The following is a 20,773-nucleotide window of genomic DNA, read 5'->3' as shown; positions in this document are numbered from 1 at the left end:
ATTATAAATTATGGTTTATAATTATATTTTTCATGCGCACATATCAGCATCTAATTTCCATATTTTATTAGCTAAATCTGCTAGATACTCGCATCTTTGATAAATACTTCCTTCATCCCAATTGGTTAATTTAGAGATATCTTTAGCACATAAAAACTCTGAACTAGCAAAGACATCACGTTTAATAACAAATATTGAATTTTTAATTTTTCTATTCTTACCTTTTTCTAATAAAATTACGTTCCCGACAGAATTTACCCACCTATTGTATGGTTTGCTAAAAGAGTCCATGTATTCTCCCCAAACCTCATAATTCTTAGGAAGAATATGTTCAAGATCGACCTCTAAAAAGTCTGGTATCAATGCTTTAGTTGCCCCCAAATGTAAGTCTATTTTACATGCAATATATTTAAGTATAGTTGAACTTTCTGTTTCATAAGAGGAAAAACTTTCAGAAAATGAATTTTGCACTTTTTCAATCAATGGAATGAAGTTACTTAATATTTCAGAATTTTCTTTTTTAGCCTTGAGGTCAGACAAAATCTTTTTGAATAATGAATCAATTTCCCCAATGCCATAATCACAAATAGTAACCCATCTGAAAAGTAGGTTAAGAGATAAAGTAGCTAATCTTTCTAAAATTGACTCATTATTTTTCAAAGCATATAAAAAACAGGGCAAATGAATAGTGTAGCCTAGTAAATTCATTTCAGCTACTTTTTCAGCCCACTTATCTGAAGAGTTTATTTTTGGCCAATTTAAATTCGATTTATTTTTCAATCGATCAAAAGAGTCAGCGTTATTTATTAGTTCTTTTAAAAACTTTCTTGTTGTTACCTCATTGCTACCAATATTTTTCCTAATCGATTGATACAAAGTAGCTTTCGTAACATCCGTTGACTCATATGAATTCCAGTAGATCTTGATATAGTCGACAAAGCTGGCAGGAATCATTTGTATTTTTTTCACCAAATCATCCCATTCACTAAGTGCTGCGTCTTGATAATTACTAGATATATTACTCAATATTTTATTTTTTAATAAGTCCGCTACAGATAAATCCATACCTTTTGAGTTTAAAGACTCAAATATCACATATGCGTCGAAGTCATCTTCAACAGTAATAGTCACAAATTTCAATTTCGTTATGATAAATCGAAAAAATTTCTTCAAATCAATTAACGAATTATTTCGCCCAAAAAATTCTTTTTTTATCTTATCCTGAAAGAATCTTTTGGCTTTTGTTATTCTATTTGATTTATTACTAATGGCAGTTGTGACTTCCCTTTGAGATATATCTAAGGCATCTTCGAAAAATTTCGAATCTTTATTATTCGCACGTAAATAATAATCATCTTGCTTTATATGTCTGTTTACACTAGCAAAAAGAGAATCTGCAGCATCCTCTCTCCGTTCAGAGGAACAATTGAGATCGTTTTCATTAATAGCACCATCTATCACAAGTTTAGAGTAGTCTTGAATCACTGATAATAACAACATAAAACTAATCGTTCTTTGCTGCCCATCGACAATATCATAATGGGATGTATTCTTTTCCTTACAAGCTAAAAGCAATGTTCCCATAAAATACTCTTTACCATCTTTATACGATGATACAACATCATTCCATAATTCATTTAATTCATTATTTGCCGTCCAAGAATAGTCACGCTGGTATCGAGGTATAAAATACCTAGTATCTAATCCATAGAAAATTTGCTCTAAATTTTTACCATCTGCTTTTATGTTCATGTTAGTCTCTAAAATTTTATAAAAAGATAGCATCAAATATCAGTAAAAAAACCGATAACTCTTTCTCTAACTAACTCTCTTGAGAGCGGTTTAAGGGATGATAATGAAATCTTATAAAACGCAACGCATTCTTCTTGTAAGATTAGTCTATCTACAAATTCTTTTGAAGCTTGGTATAATGAGTCATAATCAGCGCTTGAGGGTAAATAAAGTCCATGGGCTAATACACTGCAATTCCTAATGTGATTAAGCTTACGTATTTTTTTTTCAAGATCAGGTTCATTCTTCCTGGAAAAATATTCTTTTATCAGTAAACCAACTCCTTGTATTGAATTACGCTCACCTCTAAAAGAAAGCCTGTCATATTCATTTATTTCTAAAACACCAGAAGATAGATAGAAATAAATTAAAGCCGTTTCAATAGCTCGTTGCAAAAATAAGTAGGCAATAGCAAATTCTTGTCTACTTCGATTAAAGATTGAGATATTTAGAAACAATGCAACGTAGAATAGTAGTGCTTTCACTTCTTTTTTTTTGGAGAAATGCAAGTACATCTCCATACAAGTAATTAAAGAAGTAAACTCAGGTATTCTTTCACTAAATGTTGACAAGTTACCAGATAATTTATTGTGAATTGAAGTATTATTGAGAGACTTAATAAGATTCACATCCATATCTTTAAATTGGCAATCACCTATAGATGTTGTATATAAGGAGTAAATTACTCTATTAAATTTGAATAAGGGAAGTACTGTATTTTTAAAATTTGGGAGGAAATTATACGACTCAATAAAACCATCTGTAATACTTGATGTATGAAATATTAATTTATTCACGTCCGATGATTTTAGATACTCAATTAATGAAATAGCAAACGGATCCAATGTGTTATTCCAGTTATTTTCTCCATAGTACTTCAAATTATATTTACTTGCCCCATTAAGAAAACTAAGCAGGGCAGCAAGCCCTGCTATTTCATTTTCAGACAAAGGAGAAAACCCTAAATACAAAAACTTTTTGGTAAAATCCTTCTTAAAAAAATCCAGACTATCTTTATCTCCATTAATCAACAAATAATCCACTTTTATATTGAGAATATCCTCTTTCACTATAGACTCAACACCTTTATATTTATTTAAGTTTATAGTTAAAATATCCATACTGGTTACTCGTCAATTGACTCGTCTTCAATAATATCATCAGAAACATCGGATGATATATCTTTGACACCAAAAACATCCAATTCCAGACCTAATGATACCCTTAATTCTTCTTGAGCTTTAAGTATATCAATCTTTATACACTCATTCACCATTTCATCAAATCTATTTGTCAGTTTATCCTTTGAAAGGGCTCCGTCTTTGAATTCTTTAAGCTCTCTTTTTTTCTTATTTTCTTCCTCTTGAAGCTCACGACGTAAATCAAGATCTATCGTAGAATCAATCGGATAGTTACTCTTAAAAACTTTCACTCTGTATTTTTTATATAATGACATATAATTATTAAGACTTGCATAGGCTGTATTTCTTATTTCCTCATTAAATGCAGACAATGCCCTATCTTCAGGTTTTATGTCTATTAAGTTAGCCAGACGATCACGGGTGCTTTTACTTGATAACAAGGATAAAATTAAATAAGAGATTCCATTTTTAACTTCATTTGTCGGGTTAACTCGAGCCCCATTAAATATAAAACTCTGGCAGTATCCTTTCTTAAAATCTATTACATCAGAAGGATATGATGCAAACTCATCAATTAATGCAAAAAAATACTGATTAGCAAAATCTTTATTTACTGACACTCGATTGCCAATTTTCAGTATCTCAGACCAAGTCATAAACAATGCCCGCTGGAAAATAGCATGGTTCAGCATGCTAAAGCAATTTTTACTTTTGCAATCTCTAATATCTTCTTCGAACACTCTTAAATTATGTCGAGCCTCTCTATACTTATCAGTTTCAGGAATAGGCATATATTCTAAAAGAGATTCAAGAACCGGACGATAAACAACGCCACCATGCGCATCATGATCTGATTTATTCTTAAGCTTGGCGATCTCTTGATGAAAACAATCCGTTGCGGGTGCATATAATTTACTATTGAAAAAAAGTCTTTCAAGCAAAGGTACAACATGCTGCTGAATCTGCTTTACTATATGTTTCTTTTGCGATAAGGAAAACTTATCCCAAGAAACCTTAGGATAGTCAAGATGATCATCATCTAAAGGAGGCTGAACAGCTTCTTTTATATCCTCAAAACTTATAAAATAGTCGTTTATTGTTTTGAATTTACCAAATGTTTCAGATAATGCTTTTTCTATTACTCCGATACTAGTTATATAATAAGCTCTATTAATTTCAGTAGATAGTTTTTTCTTTTTCTGATTCCATTCAATCTGAGCTAACCCCTCAATACCTTGCGTATTTAATACATGTGCACAAAACAGCCTGCATGCCAAGCTACCCATGTTTCCTTCGGACAGCAAAATATTAAAATGACCGCCAACTTGCTCTGCATTTTTATTTACATCAACAAACAACTGTCTAAAAATTTCTGGAACGCGAGGGATTGTAATTCCATTACTCTCTAATTTATCTGCAACTTCTTTTGTTGAATTTGGTGAAAATAATATACATAATGGCACCGTCATTTCTTTTAGAACACCCTTGCTATCTTCATCATATACTTCTTGAAGTGCTTTTAGACGGTGTTGCCCATCAATTACAATTAATTTAATTCCTCGTTCAATATTATTTGACAAATTTATTTCTATTTGAGATGGTTCCCTAGCCACAGAAATATAATTATCTGGTTCTTCCAATGATGGTAATATTGAATAATTACCATCCTCCATTAACGTCAATTTAAAAAGCTCGTCCCATGTTCTAACATAGAAATTTCTATTTCCACTACTCGTTCTATTGATTTGTTGTCTGCTGTAAAACTCTTCCATAGTATTTTTAGAAACAGGCACTGCAGCAACAAGTAATGGAGGGAAAAATATGGTTCTTGATTTTGAATCCGCATTTGTAATATATGGTTTAATTTCTGTCTCAACCCTTACAATATCCAGATCTCTTTGAAGAAGTTGATCAAAGTCTATTTTTTTACCCGGTTTAATATCTCTTGCAAAAGTAAGATTATGAAGCTCGCTGGCCTTGAGGGAAGTGAGAAAAAATTCTATTGGAAAACTTTCAATTGTTGAAAAACGACCAAACGACCCCGTTTTTTTAAAAGAATAAATATCTTCTTGACCAAAAATTCCGAATGCATCACTCATGCTAAATCACTCCTTTCATAATTATTATCCTATCATACTATAATAAATCATCTATAATATAGGTACATATATTTGATGGAAGCAAATTTCGAACATTAAGCAGCTCATCAAAATTATAACCTTTATCATATTGAGAGCATTATGTCTATATGAAAGGAAAATTCAAATTACGACAGGAATTATGTAGCCACACTGATCGGTTTAACTGAAGATTATCAAACTTTTGGTGCCGAAGGCCGGACTCGAACCGGCACGTATTTCTACGGTTGATTTTGAATCAACTGCGTCTACCGATTTCGCCACTCCGGCACGGAAGGGATGCGGAAAACGTTGTGAATTATACCTGTCGTGCGCCACCATGCAAGCGCCAGCGTGTATCTGGCCTGCTAAGTGTTGAAAATTTCAGCATTACCTTTCCCACCAGCAACCCTCATCACAGTTTGCCCTCTTCTTAATCCCCCCTTCTGCGAAGCGTCCCGTTTCCCCATGCTCTACACTTCCAGTTCAACACCACACTGAGGGAAACACGATGTCGATGATAAAAAGCTACGCCGCAAAAGCGGCGGGCAGCGAACTCGAACTCTATGAATATGATGCGGGCGAGCTCAAGCCGGAAGATGTCGAAGTCCAGGTCGATTACTGCGGTATCTGCCATTCCGATTTGTCGATGATCGACAACGAATGGGGATTCTCTCAGTATCCGCTGGTTGCCGGGCATGAGGTGATTGGTCGCGTGGCAGCGCTCGGCAGTGCGGCGCAGGATAAGGGTCTGAAGGTTGGTCAGCGCGTTGGGATTGGCTGGACGGCGCGCAGTTGCGGACATTGTGACGCCTGTATCAGCGGCAATCAGATCAACTGCCTGGAAGGGTCCGTTCCCACTATTCTCAATCGCGGCGGCTTTGCCGAGAAGCTGCGAGCCGACTGGCAGTGGGTGATCCCCTTGCCGGAGAGCATCGACCTGGCGGCAGCTGGTCCCTTGCTGTGTGGCGGCATCACGGTGTTCAAACCGCTGCTGATGCACCATATCACCGCCACCAGCCGCGTTGGGGTGATCGGCATCGGCGGCCTGGGACATATCGCCATTAAGCTGTTACACGCGATGGGTTGTGAAGTGACCGCATTCAGCTCCAATCCGGCGAAAGAACAGGAAGTGCTGGCGATGGGGGCGGATAAAGTGGTCAACAGCCGCGATCCGGATGCGCTAAAAGCGCTGGCGGGCCAGTTCGATCTCATCATTAACACGGTTAACGTCGATCTCGACTGGCAGCCCTATTTTGAAGCGCTGGCCTACGGCGGTAACTTCCATACCGTCGGTGCAGTGCTGAAGCCGCTGCCGGTGCCGGCATTTACCTTAATTGCCGGGGATCGCAGCATCTCCGGTTCGGCGACCGGGACGCCATTTGAGCTGCGCAAGCTGATGAAGTTTGCCGGGCGCAGCAAGGTGTCGCCTACCACCGAGCTGTACCCGATGTCGCAAATTAACGAAGCTATCCAGCACGTGCGTGATGGCAAGGCCCGCTATCGCGTGGTGCTGAAAGCCGACTTCTGATTCAGGGCTCAGTCCCGCAAGGGGCTGGGCTTATTGCCCGTGACGAAACGCGAGCACCGCCTGGCGGCACTGTTCCGTCACATGCTCAATGTCATGGTTCACGTCGATGCGGGCAATATCTTTCTCATCGTCCTGTGGGCACTCCAGCGCGTCGAACTGACTTTTGAGTAATCCCACCGGCATAAAATGCCCTGCCCGACGCTGCATACGCGCCAGAATAGTCTCGTAGTCGCCGTCCAGCCACAGAAAATGCACATTCGGGCTCCCCTGACGCAATATATCTCGGTACTGTTTTTTTAATGACGAGCAGACAATAAACCCGGTCTCGTTCTTTTTATATAAACTGTATGAGGCGTCATTTAATCGCGCTAGCCACGGCAATCGGTCTTCATCGGTTAATGGAATACCTTCAGACATTTTATCAATATTTTTAGCCGGATGGAGATCATCACCATCAATAAATTTAGCCGATAATACAGCGGCAATTTTGCTACCAATTAAAGATTTACCGCTACCCGAAACGCCCATCAAAATATAACTTTCCCCGGCCATTGAAAAAACTCCTGATTCATATTCCATGGCGCGATACTACGCCTTCCACATTGCAGAATTCACCTTTTTTCGCCGCGACTGAACAGATTTACAGGGCGCATCACGTTATGCGTAACATTGTAGTGTAACAATTTCTCAGCGTGACCTGCATCACAAATAATAACAATTAAAACCGTTTAAATGCTGCCGAGGTTACTACCTGACCAGTGAGGCATTTATGCAAGTCAAAACCCAATCCTGCGTTGTCGCGGGGAAGAAAACTGTTGCCATTACCGACCAAAATATAGAATGGAATAATAAAGGAACGCTGGTAAAAATTACCCGAGGCGGTATTTGTGGTTCCGATTTACATTATTATCAGGAAGGAAAAGTCGGTAATTTTACCGTTAAAGCGCCGATGATTTTAGGCCATGAAGTTATTGGTAAAGTAGTGCACAGCGATTCAAAAGAATTACCTGAAGATCAGTCAGTGGCGATTAATCCGTCGAAGCCCTGCGGCCACTGTAAATACTGTCTTCAGCATGAAGAAAACCAGTGTACGGAAATGCGCTTTTTTGGCAGCGCCATGTATTTTCCCCACGTCGACGGCGGCTTTACTCAGTATAAAACCGTCGATACTGCGCAGTGCGTCCCCTACCCTCAAGAGGCGGATGAAAAAGTCATGGCCTTTGCCGAACCGTTGGCGGTCGCGATCCACGCCGCACATGAAGCGGGCGACCTGCAGGGCAAGCGCGTGTTTATCTCCGGCGTTGGGCCTATCGGCTGTCTGATTGTCAGCGCGGTGAAAACGCTCGGCGCGGCAGAGATTGTCTGTGCGGATATCAGCCCGCGCTCGCTCTCGCTGGCGCAACAAATGGGAGCCGACACGCTGATTAACCCGCAGCAGGACTCGCTCGACGAGTGGAAAAAAGAGAAAGGCTACTTCGACGTCAGCTTCGAGGTCTCCGGCCATCCGTCCTCAATCACCACCTGTCTGGAAGTGACCCGCGCGAAAGGCGTGATGGTGCAGGTCGGCATGGGCGGCACGGTGCCAGACTTCCCGATGATGATGCTGATCGGCAAAGAGATCGCGCTCAAAGGTTCGTTCCGCTTTACCACCGAGTTCAACACTGCGGTGTCGTGGCTGGCGAATAACGTTATCGATCCGCTGCCGTTACTCAGCGCCGAATATCCGTTTACCGAGCTTGAACAGGCGCTGAACTTCGCCGGGGACAAAACCCAGGCAGCGAAAGTCCAGCTTGTTTTCGAAGACATAAAATAAGGAATAGCATGATGAACGATCTTTTTTCACTGGACGGCAAAAACATTCTGATCACCGGTTCGGCCCAGGGTATTGGTTATTTACTGGCGACTGGTCTGGGTAAATATGGCGCGCAGATTATCGTCAATGATATTACACCGGAGCGCGCGGAAGCCGCCGTCACTAAACTGCAGCAGGAAGGGATCCGCGCCGTTGCCGCGCCGTTCAATGTTACGCATAAACAGGACATTGATGCCGCCATCGAGCATATCGAAAAAGACATTGGCCAAATTGATGTGCTGGTGAATAACGCCGGTATCCAGCGTCGCCATCCGTTTACCGAATTCCCGGAACAGGACTGGAACGATGTGATTGCCGTTAACCAGACGGCGGTATTCCTGGTCTCGCAGGCGGTAACGCGTCGCATGGTGGAACGTCAGGCCGGGAAGGTCATCAACATCTGCTCCATGCAGAGCGAGCTGGGCCGCGACACCATCACGCCGTACGCCGCCTCTAAAGGCGCGGTAAAAATGCTCACCCGCGGAATGTGCGTTGAGCTGGCGCGCCACAATATCCAGGTCAACGGTATCGCCCCGGGCTACTTTAAAACCGAAATGACCAAAGCGCTGGTCGAGGATGAAGCCTTCACTTCCTGGCTGTGCAAACGTACGCCAGCGGCGCGCTGGGGCGATCCGCAGGAGCTAATTGGCGCGGCGGTATTCCTCTCTTCTAAAGCATCCGATTTTGTTAACGGGCACCTGTTGTTTGTCGATGGCGGCATGCTCGTCGCCGTCTGATACAACGCAACATCACGCAGCGCCCAGGCGCTGCATTTTTGGCACACCACTCTAAATAATTTAAAGAGAAACGATTATGCCATTAATAATAATTGCGGCAGGCGTCGCGCTGCTCCTGGTCCTGATGATTGGCTTTAAAGTTAACGGCTTTATTGCTCTGGTCCTGGTGGCGGCGGTCGTTGGTTTTGCCGAAGGGATGGATGCCCAGGCCGTTCTGCACTCAATACAAAATGGGATCGGCGGCACGCTCGGCGGGCTGGCGATGATCCTCGGCTTCGGCGCAATGCTCGGTAAGCTGATTTCCGATACCGGTGCGGCTCAGCGCATTGCCACCACGCTGATTGGCACGTTTGGTAAGAAACGCGTGCAGTGGGCGTTGGTGATCACCGGTCTGGTCGTCGGTCTAGCGATGTTCTTCGAAGTCGGCTTTGTTCTGCTGCTGCCGCTGGTATTTACGGTGGTGGCCTCGTCCGGCCTGCCGCTGCTGTATGTCGGCGTACCGATGGTCGCCGCGCTGTCCGTGACCCACTGTTTTCTGCCGCCGCATCCGGGCCCCACCGCGATTGCCACCATTTTCGAGGCCAATCTCGGTACCACTCTGCTGTACGGATTTATTATTACTATCCCGACGGTGATTGTCGCCGGGCCGCTGTTTTCTAAGCTGCTGACCCGCTTTGAGAAAGCACCGCCGGAAGGGTTGTTCAACCCGCATCTGTTCACCGAAGAAGAGATGCCGTCGTTCTGGAACAGTATCTTTGCGGCGGTAATCCCGGTCATACTGATGGCGGTCGCCGCGGTGTGCGAAATTACACTGCCAAAGACCAACAGCGTGCGGGTGTTCTTTGAGTTTATCGGTAACCCTGCGGTCGCGTTATTTATTGCTATCGTGCTCGCCATTTTTACCCTTGGTCGACGTAACGGACGTACGATCGAGCAAATTATGGATATCATTGGTGACTCTATCGGCGCGATCGCGATGATTGTGTTTATCATCGCCGGGGGCGGTGCATTTAAGCAGGTTCTGGTCGACAGCGGCGTGGGACAATATATCTCACACCTGATGACCGGCACGTCGCTTTCTCCGTTGCTGATGTGCTGGACGGTTGCCGCTTTGCTGCGCATCGCGCTCGGTTCAGCCACCGTGGCGGCTATCACTACCGCAGGTGTGGTACTGCCGATTATCAACGTCACTCATGCCGACCCGGCGCTGATGGTGCTGGCTACCGGCGCGGGCAGTGTGATTGCCTCCCACGTTAACGATCCGGGATTCTGGCTGTTTAAAGGCTACTTTAATCTCAGCGTGGGGGAAACGTTGCGCACATGGACGGTAATGGAGACGCTGATTTCCATTATGGGTCTGCTGGGTGTTCTGGCGCTGAACGCCATCCTGCATTAAGACGGTCATCACCGGGGAGCACAGGTCAGCGCTCCCCGGCACTGGAGAGAAAATGAGGAACCACAGAATTTCTTTGCAAGATATCGCCACGCTGGCGGGCGTGACCAAAATGACGGTGAGCCGCTACATTCGCTCGCCGAAAAAGGTCGCAAAGGAAACCGGTGAACGCATTGCGCAGATTATGGAGGAGATTAATTACATCCCCAACCGCGCGCCCGCGATGCTGCTGAACGCGCAAAGCTATACGCTCGGCGTGCTGATCCCCTCGTTTCAAAATCAGCTGTTCGCTGACATTCTGGCCGGTATTGAGTCAGTCACTTCAGACCATAACTATCAGACGCTGATCGCCAACTACAATTATGACCGGGAATCCGAGGAAGAGTCGGTGATCAACCTGCTGTCGTACAATATCGACGGCATTATCCTGTCCGAGAAATATCACACTCTGCGCACGGTTAAATTCCTGCGCTCTGCCAACATTCCGGTGGTCGAGCTAATGGACATTCAGGGCGATCGTCTGGACATGGAAGTAGGTTTCGATAACCGTCAGGCCGCGTTTGATATGGTCAGCACCATGCTGGATAAACGCCAGCGGCGCAAAATCCTCTACCTTGGTTCGAAAGACGACGTCCGCGATGAACAGCGCTATCGCGGCTACTGCGATGCCATGACGCGTCGGGGTCTGATGCCGCTGCGCGTCAATCCGCGCTCTATTTCGTCCATTCATCTCGGCACCCAGATGATGCGGGACGCGCTCACCGCGCATCCGGATGTAGACGGTGTCTTTTGCACCAACGACGATATTGCGATGGGCGCGCTATTGCTGTGCCGCGAGCGTGAGCTGGCCGTTCCGGAGCAGATCTCGATTGCTGGTTTTCACGGACTGGAAATGGGCAGGCAGATGATCCCCAGCCTTGCCAGCGTGATCACCCCACGTTTTGACATTGGCCGCATGGCGGCGCAGATGTTGCTGAGCAAAATCAAGAACAACGACCATAACCACAACACCGTGGATCTGGGGTATCAGATTTATCACGGCAATACGCTTTAAGTCATTTTCTCTCGCCATCGCATACTCTCTTTGATGGACATTGCCTATACTCCAGGCAGGATAAATGGAGGAAATCTCAATGAGCGCACCCCTGCTAATTGCCCGCACGCCGGACACAGAACTGTTTTTGCTGCCAGGCATGGCCAACCGTCACGGGCTGATTACCGGCGCGACCGGGACCGGCAAAACCGTCACCCTACAAAAACTGGCCGAATCGCTCTCCGGGATTGGCGTACCGGTATTTATGGCTGATGTGAAAGGCGACTTAACCGGCGTGGCCGAGGAAGGACAAACCTCTGAAAAGCTGCTCGCCCGCCTGAAAAACATCGGTATTACCGACTGGCAACCGCATGCTAATCCGGTCACGGTGTGGGATATCTTCGGTGAGAAAGGCCACCCGGTGCGAGCCACGGTATCTGACCTCGGGCCGCTGCTGCTGGCCCGTCTGCTGAACCTCAACGACGTGCAGTCTGGCGTGCTGGATATTATCTTCCGCATTGCCGACGACCAGGGCCTGCTGCTTCTCGATTTCAAAGACCTGCGGGCCATCACTCAGTACATCGGCGATAACGCCAAATCCTTCCAGAATCAGTACGGCAATATCAGCAGCGCTTCGGTCGGGGCTATCCAGCGCGGACTGCTTTCGCTGGAGCAGCAGGGTGCGGCGCACTTCTTTGGCGAACCGATGCTGGATATCAAAGACTGGATGCGTACCGACGCCAACGGCAAAGGGATGATCAACATCCTCAGCGCCGAGAAGCTCTATCAGATGCCCAAACTGTACGCCGCCAGCCTGCTGTGGATGCTCTCCGAACTGTACGAACAGCTGCCGGAAGCAGGCGATCTGGAGAAGCCCAAACTGGTGTTCTTCTTTGATGAAGCGCATCTGCTGTTCAACGACGCTCCGCAGGTGCTGCTGGATAAAATCGAACAAGTCATACGCCTGATCCGCTCGAAAGGGGTCGGCGTGTGGTTCGTCTCACAAAACCCGGCCGATATTCCGGACAACGTGCTCGGTCAGTTGGGTAACCGCGTGCAGCACGCCCTGCGCGCGTTCACGCCAAAAGATCAGAAAGCGGTGAAAAGCGCGGCGCAAACCATGCGCGCCAACCCGGCGTTTGATACCGAGAAAGCCATTCAGGAGTTGGGCACCGGCGAGGCACTGGTGTCGTTTCTGGACGCCAAAGGCAGCCCGTCGATGGTGGAGCGGGCGATGGTAATTGCCCCGTGTTCCCGCATGGGACCGGTGACCGACGACGAGCGCAACGGGCTGATCAATCACTCCTCGCTGTACGGCAAATATGAGGAAGAGATCGACCGCGAATCCGCCTATGAGCGTTTACAGCAAGGCGTGCAAGCCAGCCCCGAGCAGCAAAATACGCCTCCCGCCAACGGTAAAGCGGTCGAGGTTGACGACGGTATTCTCGCTGGGTTGAAGGATATTTTGTTTGGCAGTACCGGACCGCGCGGCGGCAAGCGCGATGGCGTGGTACAGAGCGTGGCGAAAAGCGCGGCGCGACAGGTCACTAATCAGATAATCCGTGGCATGTTGGGCAGTTTGATGGGTGGGAGAAAACGCTAACAGGAAGCTCCCCTCCCGCACAGCGGGAGGGGTAGATATTACGATTTACGCAGCATCAGCCACAGGCTTATCAGGAAGAAGCTGGCGCTTGGCAGCAGCGCGCCAATAATCGGCGGAATGCCGTACACCAGCGTCAGCGGGCCAAAGATTTGGTCCAGCACATAAAATACAAAACCGAAGCTAATCCCCGTCACTACACGCACACCCATCGGGACGCTACGCAGTGGGCCGAAGATAAACGACAGCGCCATCAGCATCATGACCGCCACCGACAGCGGCTGGAACACTTTGCTCCACATATTGAGCTGGTAGCGTCCGGCATCCTGGCCGCTCGACTTCAGGTACTTCACGTAATTATGCAGACCACTAATCGACAACGCGTCAGGATCCAACGCCACGACGCCGAGCTTGTCAGGCGTCAGGTTGGTTTTCCAGGTGCCGCTCACCGTCTGCGAACCGGTGATTTGTTTCGGGTCGGTCAGGTTGGACTCATCCACCTGCGACAAACGCCAGACCTTTTGCTCCGGGTCAAACGTCGCGCTGGCAGCATAGCGAACAGACTGCAAACGACGTTTGTCGTTAAAGGCGTAGATGCTGATTCCACCTAGCTCAGCGTCACCTTTCACCCGCTCGATGTAAACAAAGTTGTCCCCGTCTTTCGCCCACAACCCCTGCTGGGTAGAGAGCAGCGAGCCGCCGTACATCTGCTGGGCACGGTAGTTACGCGCCATCTGTTCACCCTGCGGCGCAACCCATTCGCCGATGGCCATCGTCAGCAGCACCAGCGGAATCGCGGTTTTCATCACCGATAACGCCACTTGCATACGGGTAAAGCCGGAAGCCTGCATCACCACCAGTTCACTGCGCTGGGCCAACATGCCCAGCCCCAACAAAGCCCCCAGCAGCGCCGCCATCGGGAAGAAGATCTGGATATCTTTCGGCGCGCTGAGCAGGGTATACAGCCCGGCACCCATCGCATCGTAGCTCCCCTGCCCGGCTTTTTTCAGCTGGTCGACAAACTTGATGATCCCGGAGAGCGACACCAGCATGAACAATGTCATCATGATGGTGGTGAAAATGGTTTTACCGATATAGCGGTCAAGTACACCAAAGGGCTGCATTATACCGCTCCTTTACGCATAAAACGGGCACGTAAGCGGCGCATCGGCACCGTATCCCAGAGGTTGAGCACAATCGCCAGTGCCAGATAAGCCAGGTTAACCACCCACATCCAGAACACAGGATCCAGCTTACCTTTGCCACCGTTCGACTTCAGCGACGTCTGCACCAGGAAGAACAGCAAATAGAGCAGCATGGCTGGCAGCATGGACAGTACACGCCCCTGACGCGGGTTTACCACACTCAGCGGAACGACCATCAGTGCCATCATAAATACGGTGAATACTAACGTGATACGCCAGGTCAGCTCCGCGCGGGCGCGATCGGTGTCGGTCGCCAGCAGCGTACGCATGGTCATCTGTTCGGTATCGTTTGGATCCAGCGCCACGGCCTGATGACCGATAATCGCCTGATAATCCTGGAAGTCGGTAATGCGGAAATCGCGCAGCAGCGCGGTCCCTTCAAAGCGCGTCCCCTGGTTTAGGGTTACGACCTGGGAGCCATCGCGCATCTGCGTAAGATGTCCGGAATCAGCCACCACCACCGAAGGACGGGCGTTACCTTTCGGGCGGATTTGCGCGAGGAACACATCTTTGAAGTTACTGCCGTCGACGCTTTCGATAAACAGTACCGAACCGCCGTTAGTCGCCTGCTGGAATTGCCCCTGAGCGAGCGCCGCCATACCGGGGTTGGCTTTCGCCTCCGCCAGTACTTCATCCTGATGCCGGGAGGACCACGGTCCGGCCCACATCACGTTGACCGCCGCAATAATACTGGTAAACAACGCCAGTACCATCGCTGCTTTAATAAGCACAGTCTTGCTCAGCCCACAGGCATGCATGACCGTAATTTCACTTTCGGTATACAGTTTGCCCAGCGTCATCAGCAGCCCGAGGAACAGGCTTAAGGGCAAGATAAGTTGCGCCATTTCTGGCACGCCCAGCCCCAGCAGCGAGAGCACCAGATTCGCCGGGATGTCGCCGTCAACAGCCGCACCAAGGATCCTGACTAACTTTTGACAAAAGAAGATCAAAAGCAGGATGAATAGGATCGCAAGTTGGCTTTTGAGCGTTTCCCGAACCAGATATCTTATGATTATCACTTTAAATACGCCCGTAAAAACCCGTCTTTTGCCGGAATTTAGCTTGTTTCATGGCTTAAACGTCATTTATTCTCTTGAGTCGTCGAAATCGTCGCTAAGATCATTATACTCAACGGATCCACCTCTCAGAAATTGTTCTGACGTGCCAATGCCGTAATAACGTTAAGATTAACACGAAGTCACCGCAACAGCGGGTATGAGTTACGAAAGCTTGCAATTCTATCCGTAGCCACCGCTGTTGTCTTTAAGATTCAGGAGCGTAGTGCATGGAGTTCAGTGTAAAAAGCGGTAGCCCGGAGAAACAGCGGAGTGCGTGCATCGTCGTGGGTGTCTTTGAACCACGCCGCCTCTCTCCGATTGCAGAGCAGCTCGACAAGATCAGCGACGGGTACATCAGCGCACTGCTGCGTCGTGGCGAACTGGAAGGCAAACCGGGTCAAACCCTGTTGCTGCACCATGTTCCTAACGTTCTGTCTGAGCGAATTCTCCTTATTGGTTGTGGCAAAGAGCGTGAACTTGATGAGCGCCAGTACAAGCAGGTCATTCAGAAAACCATCAATACGCTGAATGATACTGGCTCAATGGAAGCCGTCTGCTTCCTGACTGAGCTGCACGTCAAAGGGCGCAATAACTACTGGAAAGTACGTCAGGCCGTTGAGACGGCCCAGGAAACGCTGTACAGCTTTGACCAGTTGAAGACCAACAAAAGCGAGCCGCGTCGTCCGCTGCGTAAAATGGTCTTCAACGTACCGACCCGCCGTGAGCTGACCAGCGGTGAGCGAGCTATCCAGCACGGTCTGGCGATCGCCGCGGGTATTAAAGCGGCGAAAGATCTCGGCAACATGCCGCCAAATATTTGTAACGCTGCCTATCTGGCTTCTCAGGCGCGTCAGCTGGCAGACAGTTACAGCAAAAATGTGGTGACCCGTGTGATCGGCGAGCAGCAGATGAAAGAGCTGGGTATGCACTCTTATCTGGCCGTCGGTCACGGCTCGCAGAACGAGTCGCTGATGTCGGTCATCGAGTACAAAGGCAACCCGTCCGAAGACGCGCGTCCGATTGTGCTGGTCGGGAAAGGGTTAACCTTCGACTCCGGCGGTATCTCCATCAAACCTGCTGAAGGCATGGATGAGATGAAGTACGACATGTGCGGCGCGGCGGCAGTGTATGGGGTGATGCGTATGGTGGCCGAGCTTCAACTGCCCATCAACGTCGTCGGCGTACTGGCTGGCTGCGAAAACATGCCGGGTGGCCGCGCGTATCGCCCAGGCGATGTGCTGACCACTATGTCCGGGCAGACCGTTGAAGTGCTCAATACCGATGCCGAAGGCCGTCTGGTGCTGTGCGACGTGCTAACCTACGTCGAGCGCTTTGAGCCGGAAGCGGTGATTGACGTCGCAACCCTGACCGGCGCGTGCGTGATTGCGCTGGGCCATCACATTACCGGCCTGATGTCGAACCACAACCCGCTGGCGCATGAGCTGATCGGCGCGTCCGAGCAGGCTGGCGATCGCGCATGGCGTCTGCCGCTGGGTGATGAGTTCCAGGAACAGCTGGAGTCCAACTTTGCGGATATGGCGAACATTGGCGGACGTCCTGGCGGAGCCATTACCGCAGGCTGCTTCCTGTCGCGCTTTACCCGTAAGTACAACTGGGCGCACCTGGACATCGCCGGCACCGCATGGCGTTCCGGGAAAGCCAAAGGCGCTACTGGTCGTCCGGTGGCGCTGCTGTCGCAGTTCCTGCTCAATCGCGCCGGGTTTAACGGCGAAGAGTAATGTGTAAATGCTGGATGGCGCTACGCTTATCCGGCCTACAAAGCAACACGCTGTAGGCCTGATAAGACGTGCAAGCGTCGCCATCAGGCGATAAGGCCGGGTCACCCGGCCTTGTATTTAAATTCACCACAAGAAGCCCCATATATGAAGAATGCGACGTTCTATCTTCTGGATAATGACACTACCGTTGATGGCTTAAGCGCCGTTGAACAACTGGTGTGTGAAATTGCCGCAGAACGTTGGCGGGCTGGCAAGCGCGTGCTGATCGCCTGCGAAAACGAAAAGCAGGCTCTTCGACTGGATGAAGCTCTGTGGGCAAGACCGGCAGAAAGCTTTGTTCCGCATAATCTGGCGGGTGAAGGCCCCAGAGGCGGCGCCCCGGTAGAGATTGCCTGGCCAGAAAAACGCAACAGCAGCCCACGTGACCTGCTCATCAGTTTGCGCGTTGGCTTTGCAGATTTTGCCACCGCTTTCACAGAAGTGATAGACTTCGTCCCTTACGAAGATTCTTTGAAACAATCGGCACGTGATCGCTACAAAGCTTACCGCGTGGCTGGTTTTAACCTGAATACGGCAACCTGGAAATAATGGAAAAGACATACAACCCACAAGATATCGAACAGCCGCTTTACGAGCACTGGGAAAAGCAGGGCTATTTCAAACCTAACGGCGATGAAAGCAAAGAGTCCTTCTGCATCATGATCCCGCCGCCGAACGTCACCGGCAGTTTGCATATGGGTCATGCTTTCCAGCAAACCATCATGGATACCATGATTCGCTACCAGCGCATGCAGGGTAAAAACACTCTGTGGCAGGCCGGTACCGACCACGCGGGTATCGCCACCCAAATGGTGGTTGAGCGTAAGATTGCCGCTGAAGAAGGTAAAACCCGTCACGACTACGGTCGCGATGCCTTCATCGACAAAATCTGGCAGTGGAAAGCGGAATCCGGCGGCACCATTACCCGTCAGATGCGCCGTCTCGGCAACTCCGTTGACTGGGAGCGCGAGCGCTTCACCATGGACGAAGGTCTTTCCAATGCCGTGAAAGAAGTCTTTGTTCGCCTGTACAAAGAAGACCTGATTTACCGTGGCAAGCGCCTGGTAAACTGGGATCCGAAACTGCGCACTGCTATCTCTGATCTGGAAGTGGAAAACCGCGAGTCTAAAGGCTCGATGTGGCACATCCGCTATCCACTGGCCGACGGCGCGAAAACCGCTGACGGTAAAGATTACCTGGTCGTGGCGACTACCCGTCCGGAAACCATTCTGGGCGATACCGGCGTGGCCGTGAACCCGGAAGATCCGCGTTATAAAGATCTGATCGGCAAATTCCTGATCCTGCCGCTGGTTAACCGCCGCATTCCGATCGTCGGTGACGAACACGCCGACATGGAAAAAGGCACCGGCTGCGTGAAGATCACCCCGGCACACGATTTCAACGACTACGAAGTCGGGAAACGTCACGGCCTGCCGATGATCAACATTCTGACCTTTGACGGCGACATCCGCGAAACGGCGGAAGTGTACGATACCAAAGGCGAAGAGTCTGACGTTTACTCCAGTGAAATCCCGGCTGAATTCCAGAAGCTGGAACGCTTTGCTGCACGTAAAGCGATCGTTGCAACCATCGACGCGCTGGGCCTGCTGGAAGAGATCAAACCTCACGATCTGACCGTACCTTACGGCGACCGTGGCGGCGTGGTTATCGAACCGATGCTGACCGACCAGTGGTACGTCCGTGCCGATGTGCTGGCGAAACCGGCGGTAGAAGCGGTAGAGAACGGCGACATTCAGTTCGTACCGAAGCAGTACGAAAACATGTACTTCTCCTGGATGCGCGATATTCAGGACTGGTGTATCTCCCGTCAGCTGTGGTGGGGTCACCGTATCCCGGCATGGTACGACGAGGCGGGTAACGTCTACGTTGGCCGTACCGAAGACGAAGTGCGTCAGGAAAACAACCTCGGCGCCGACGTTGCGCTGCGTCAGGACGAAGACGTTCTCGACACCTGGTTCTCCTCCGCGCTGTGGACCTTCTCTACCCTGGGCTGGCCGGAAAATACCGACGCGCTGCGTCAGTTCCACCCAACCAGCGTGATGGTTTCCGGCTTCGACATCATCTTCTTCTGGATTGCCCGCATGATCATGATGACCATGCATTTCATCAAAGATGAAAACGGCAAGCCGCAGGTTCCGTTCCATACCGTCTACATGACCGGTCTGATCCGTGACGACGAAGGCCAGAAGATGTCCAAATCCAAGGGCAACGTAATTGACCCGCTGGATATGGTCGACGGTATCTCCCTGCCGGAGCTGCTGGAAAAACGTACCGGCAACATGATGCAGCCGCAGCTGGCCGAGAAGATCGCCAAACGTACCGAGAAGCAGTTCCCGAACGGCATCGAGCCGCACGGCACCGACGCCCTGCGCTTTACCCTGGCCGCACTCGCCTCCACCGGTCGCGATATCAACTGGGATATGAAGCGTCTGGAAGGTTACCGTAACTTCTGTAACAAGCTGTGGAACGCCAGCCGCTTCGTGCTGATGAACACCGAAGATCAGGATTGCGGCTTTAACGGCGGCGAAATGACCCTGTCGCTGGCCGACCGCTGGATCCTGGCTGAATTCAACCAGACCGTTAAAGCGTACCGCGAAGCGCTGGATAACTTCCGCTTCGATATCGCCGCGGGCATCCTGTACGAATTCACCTGGAACCAGTTCTGCGACTGGTATCTGGAGCTGACCAAGCCGGTAATGACCGGAGGAACTGATGCTGAACTGCGCGGCACCCGTAATACGCTGGTCACCGTGCTGGAAGGTCTGCTGCGCCTGGCGCACCCGATTATTCCGTTCATCACCGAGACCATCTGGCAGCGCGTGAAAGTAATTTGTGGCAACACCGCTGATACCATCATGCTGCAGCCGTTCCCGGAATATAACGCCGCACAGGTTGATGAAGCGGCGGCTTCTGATACCGAATGGCTGAAGCAGGCGATCGTTGCCGTACGTAACATCCGCGCGGAAATGAACATTGCCCCGGGTAAACCGCTGGAGCTGTTGCTGCGTGGTTGCAGCGCGGATGCGATGCGTCGTGTGAACGATAACAAGAGCTTCCTGCTGAACCTGGCGCGTCTGGAAAGCATCACCGTGCTACCTGCCGATGACAAAGGTCCGGTCTCCGTGACCAAAATCATCGACGGTGCCGAGCTACTGATCCCGATGGCGGGTCTCATCAACAAAGATGATGAACTGGCGCGTCTGGCAAAAGAAGTGGCGAAAATTGAAGGTGAGATTGCCCGTATCGAAGGCAAACTGTCCAACGAAGGTTTCGTTGCTCGCGCCCCGGAAGCGGTGATCGCCAAAGAACGTGAGAAGCTGGACGGTTACGCAGAAGCCAAAGCGAAGCTGATTGAGCAGCAGGCGGTTATCGCCGCGCTATAAAATTGTTTGCAGGATAAGCGTAGCGTATCCGGCACCGCAGACGATAAAAGCCTCTGACGCACCCGCGCAGAGGCTTTTTCTTGAATTATCCTCGCTTGCACTTCCCCTCACCGCAGTGTTATTAACTGCATA

General features: G+C 49.3%; 16 protein-coding genes and 1 tRNA gene. 9 read left to right on the top strand and 8 right to left on the bottom strand.

What is annotated here, in order from left to right; all coding sequences use genetic code 11:
• Positions 1-30: 30 nt before the first annotated feature.
• The 4 genes from On2M_RS03570 to On2M_RS03555 form a co-directional block, all read right to left on the bottom strand.
• Positions 31-1,752: a DUF262 domain-containing protein gene (locus On2M_RS03570; protein ID WP_196614798.1), complete on the bottom strand. Its 1,722-nt coding sequence runs from the start codon at positions 1,750-1,752 to the stop codon at positions 31-33.
• Between the two features lie 32 nt (positions 1,753-1,784).
• Entirely contained in the window at positions 1,785-2,912 is a 1,128-nt protein-coding gene (locus On2M_RS03565) for a hypothetical protein (protein WP_196614797.1), read from the bottom strand.
• Between the two features lie 5 nt (positions 2,913-2,917).
• Positions 2,918-5,032 (bottom strand): DNA sulfur modification protein DndB, encoded by a 2,115-nt coding sequence (locus On2M_RS03560; protein ID WP_196614796.1) that lies wholly within the window; start codon positions 5,030-5,032, stop codon positions 2,918-2,920.
• A gap of 224 nt (positions 5,033-5,256) precedes the next feature.
• Positions 5,257-5,341, bottom strand: a tRNA-Leu gene (locus tag On2M_RS03555).
• Positions 5,342-5,561: 220 nt separating this feature from the next.
• Between On2M_RS03555 and On2M_RS03550 the strand changes: the two genes are divergently transcribed.
• Entirely contained in the window at positions 5,562-6,581 is a 1,020-nt protein-coding gene (locus tag On2M_RS03550; RefSeq protein ID WP_003839634.1) for an NAD(P)-dependent alcohol dehydrogenase, read from the top strand.
• A gap of 30 nt (positions 6,582-6,611) precedes the next feature.
• On the opposite strand, the gene idnK is transcribed toward On2M_RS03550, so the two are convergent.
• Positions 6,612-7,133: a gluconokinase gene (gene idnK, locus On2M_RS03545; protein ID WP_151217477.1), complete on the bottom strand. Its 522-nt coding sequence runs from the start codon at positions 7,131-7,133 to the stop codon at positions 6,612-6,614.
• Positions 7,134-7,350: 217 nt separating this feature from the next.
• On the opposite strand from idnK, the gene idnD reads away from it, so the two are divergent.
• From idnD to On2M_RS03520, 5 genes are all read left to right on the top strand, one after another.
• Positions 7,351-8,394, top strand: coding sequence for an L-idonate 5-dehydrogenase (gene idnD / locus On2M_RS03540; RefSeq protein WP_210904383.1), 1,044 nt, complete (start codon positions 7,351-7,353; stop codon positions 8,392-8,394).
• Positions 8,395-8,405: 11 nt separating this feature from the next.
• Positions 8,406-9,170 carry a gluconate 5-dehydrogenase gene (gene idnO, locus On2M_RS03535; protein ID WP_151224499.1) on the top strand — a complete coding sequence of 255 codons (765 nt, stop codon included), beginning with the start codon at positions 8,406-8,408 and terminating at the stop codon, positions 9,168-9,170.
• Between the two features lie 76 nt (positions 9,171-9,246).
• On the top strand, positions 9,247-10,566 hold the full coding sequence (idnT, locus tag On2M_RS03530) for a gnt-II system L-idonate transporter (RefSeq protein ID WP_016155581.1): 1,320 nt from the start codon (positions 9,247-9,249) through the stop codon (positions 10,564-10,566).
• Between the two features lie 52 nt (positions 10,567-10,618).
• Positions 10,619-11,617: a LacI family DNA-binding transcriptional regulator gene (locus On2M_RS03525; protein WP_151217472.1), complete on the top strand. Its 999-nt coding sequence runs from the start codon at positions 10,619-10,621 to the stop codon at positions 11,615-11,617.
• A gap of 79 nt (positions 11,618-11,696) precedes the next feature.
• Complete coding sequence (locus On2M_RS03520) at positions 11,697-13,199, top strand: helicase HerA-like C-terminal domain-containing protein (protein WP_210904382.1); 1,503 nt, start codon at positions 11,697-11,699, stop codon at positions 13,197-13,199.
• Positions 13,200-13,237: 38 nt separating this feature from the next.
• Here On2M_RS03520 and lptG read toward each other — a convergent pair whose 3' ends face one another.
• The 3 genes from lptG to On2M_RS24165 form a co-directional block, all read right to left on the bottom strand.
• Positions 13,238-14,320 carry an LPS export ABC transporter permease LptG gene (gene lptG / locus On2M_RS03515; RefSeq protein WP_151217468.1) on the bottom strand — a complete coding sequence of 361 codons (1,083 nt, stop codon included), beginning with the start codon at positions 14,318-14,320 and terminating at the stop codon, positions 13,238-13,240.
• Positions 14,320-15,420 carry an LPS export ABC transporter permease LptF gene (lptF, locus tag On2M_RS03510; RefSeq protein WP_151217466.1) on the bottom strand — a complete coding sequence of 367 codons (1,101 nt, stop codon included), beginning with the start codon at positions 15,418-15,420 and terminating at the stop codon, positions 14,320-14,322. Before lptF ends, lptG begins: the two co-directional genes overlap by 1 nt.
• Before the next feature lie 62 nt (positions 15,421-15,482).
• Positions 15,483-15,533, bottom strand: coding sequence for a hypothetical protein (locus On2M_RS24165; protein WP_212723231.1), 51 nt, complete (start codon positions 15,531-15,533; stop codon positions 15,483-15,485).
• Between the two features lie 153 nt (positions 15,534-15,686).
• Between On2M_RS24165 and pepA the strand changes: the two genes are divergently transcribed.
• From pepA to On2M_RS03495, 3 genes are all read left to right on the top strand, one after another.
• On the top strand, positions 15,687-17,198 hold the full coding sequence (pepA, locus tag On2M_RS03505) for a leucyl aminopeptidase (RefSeq protein WP_005134172.1): 1,512 nt from the start codon (positions 15,687-15,689) through the stop codon (positions 17,196-17,198).
• Positions 17,199-17,342: 144 nt separating this feature from the next.
• Positions 17,343-17,786: a DNA polymerase III subunit chi gene (holC, locus tag On2M_RS03500; protein ID WP_151217464.1), complete on the top strand. Its 444-nt coding sequence runs from the start codon at positions 17,343-17,345 to the stop codon at positions 17,784-17,786.
• Complete coding sequence (locus On2M_RS03495; RefSeq protein ID WP_210904381.1) at positions 17,786-20,641, top strand: valine--tRNA ligase; 2,856 nt, start codon at positions 17,786-17,788, stop codon at positions 20,639-20,641. Before holC ends, On2M_RS03495 begins: the two co-directional genes overlap by 1 nt.
• Positions 20,642-20,773 lie beyond the last annotated feature (132 nt).

It is taken from the genome of Citrobacter sp. On2M, assembly GCF_018035235.1.
GTDB classification, from domain to species: domain Bacteria; phylum Pseudomonadota; class Gammaproteobacteria; order Enterobacterales; family Enterobacteriaceae; genus Citrobacter; species Citrobacter meridianamericanus.
This window is presented reverse-complemented; position numbering and strand designations above follow the sequence as displayed.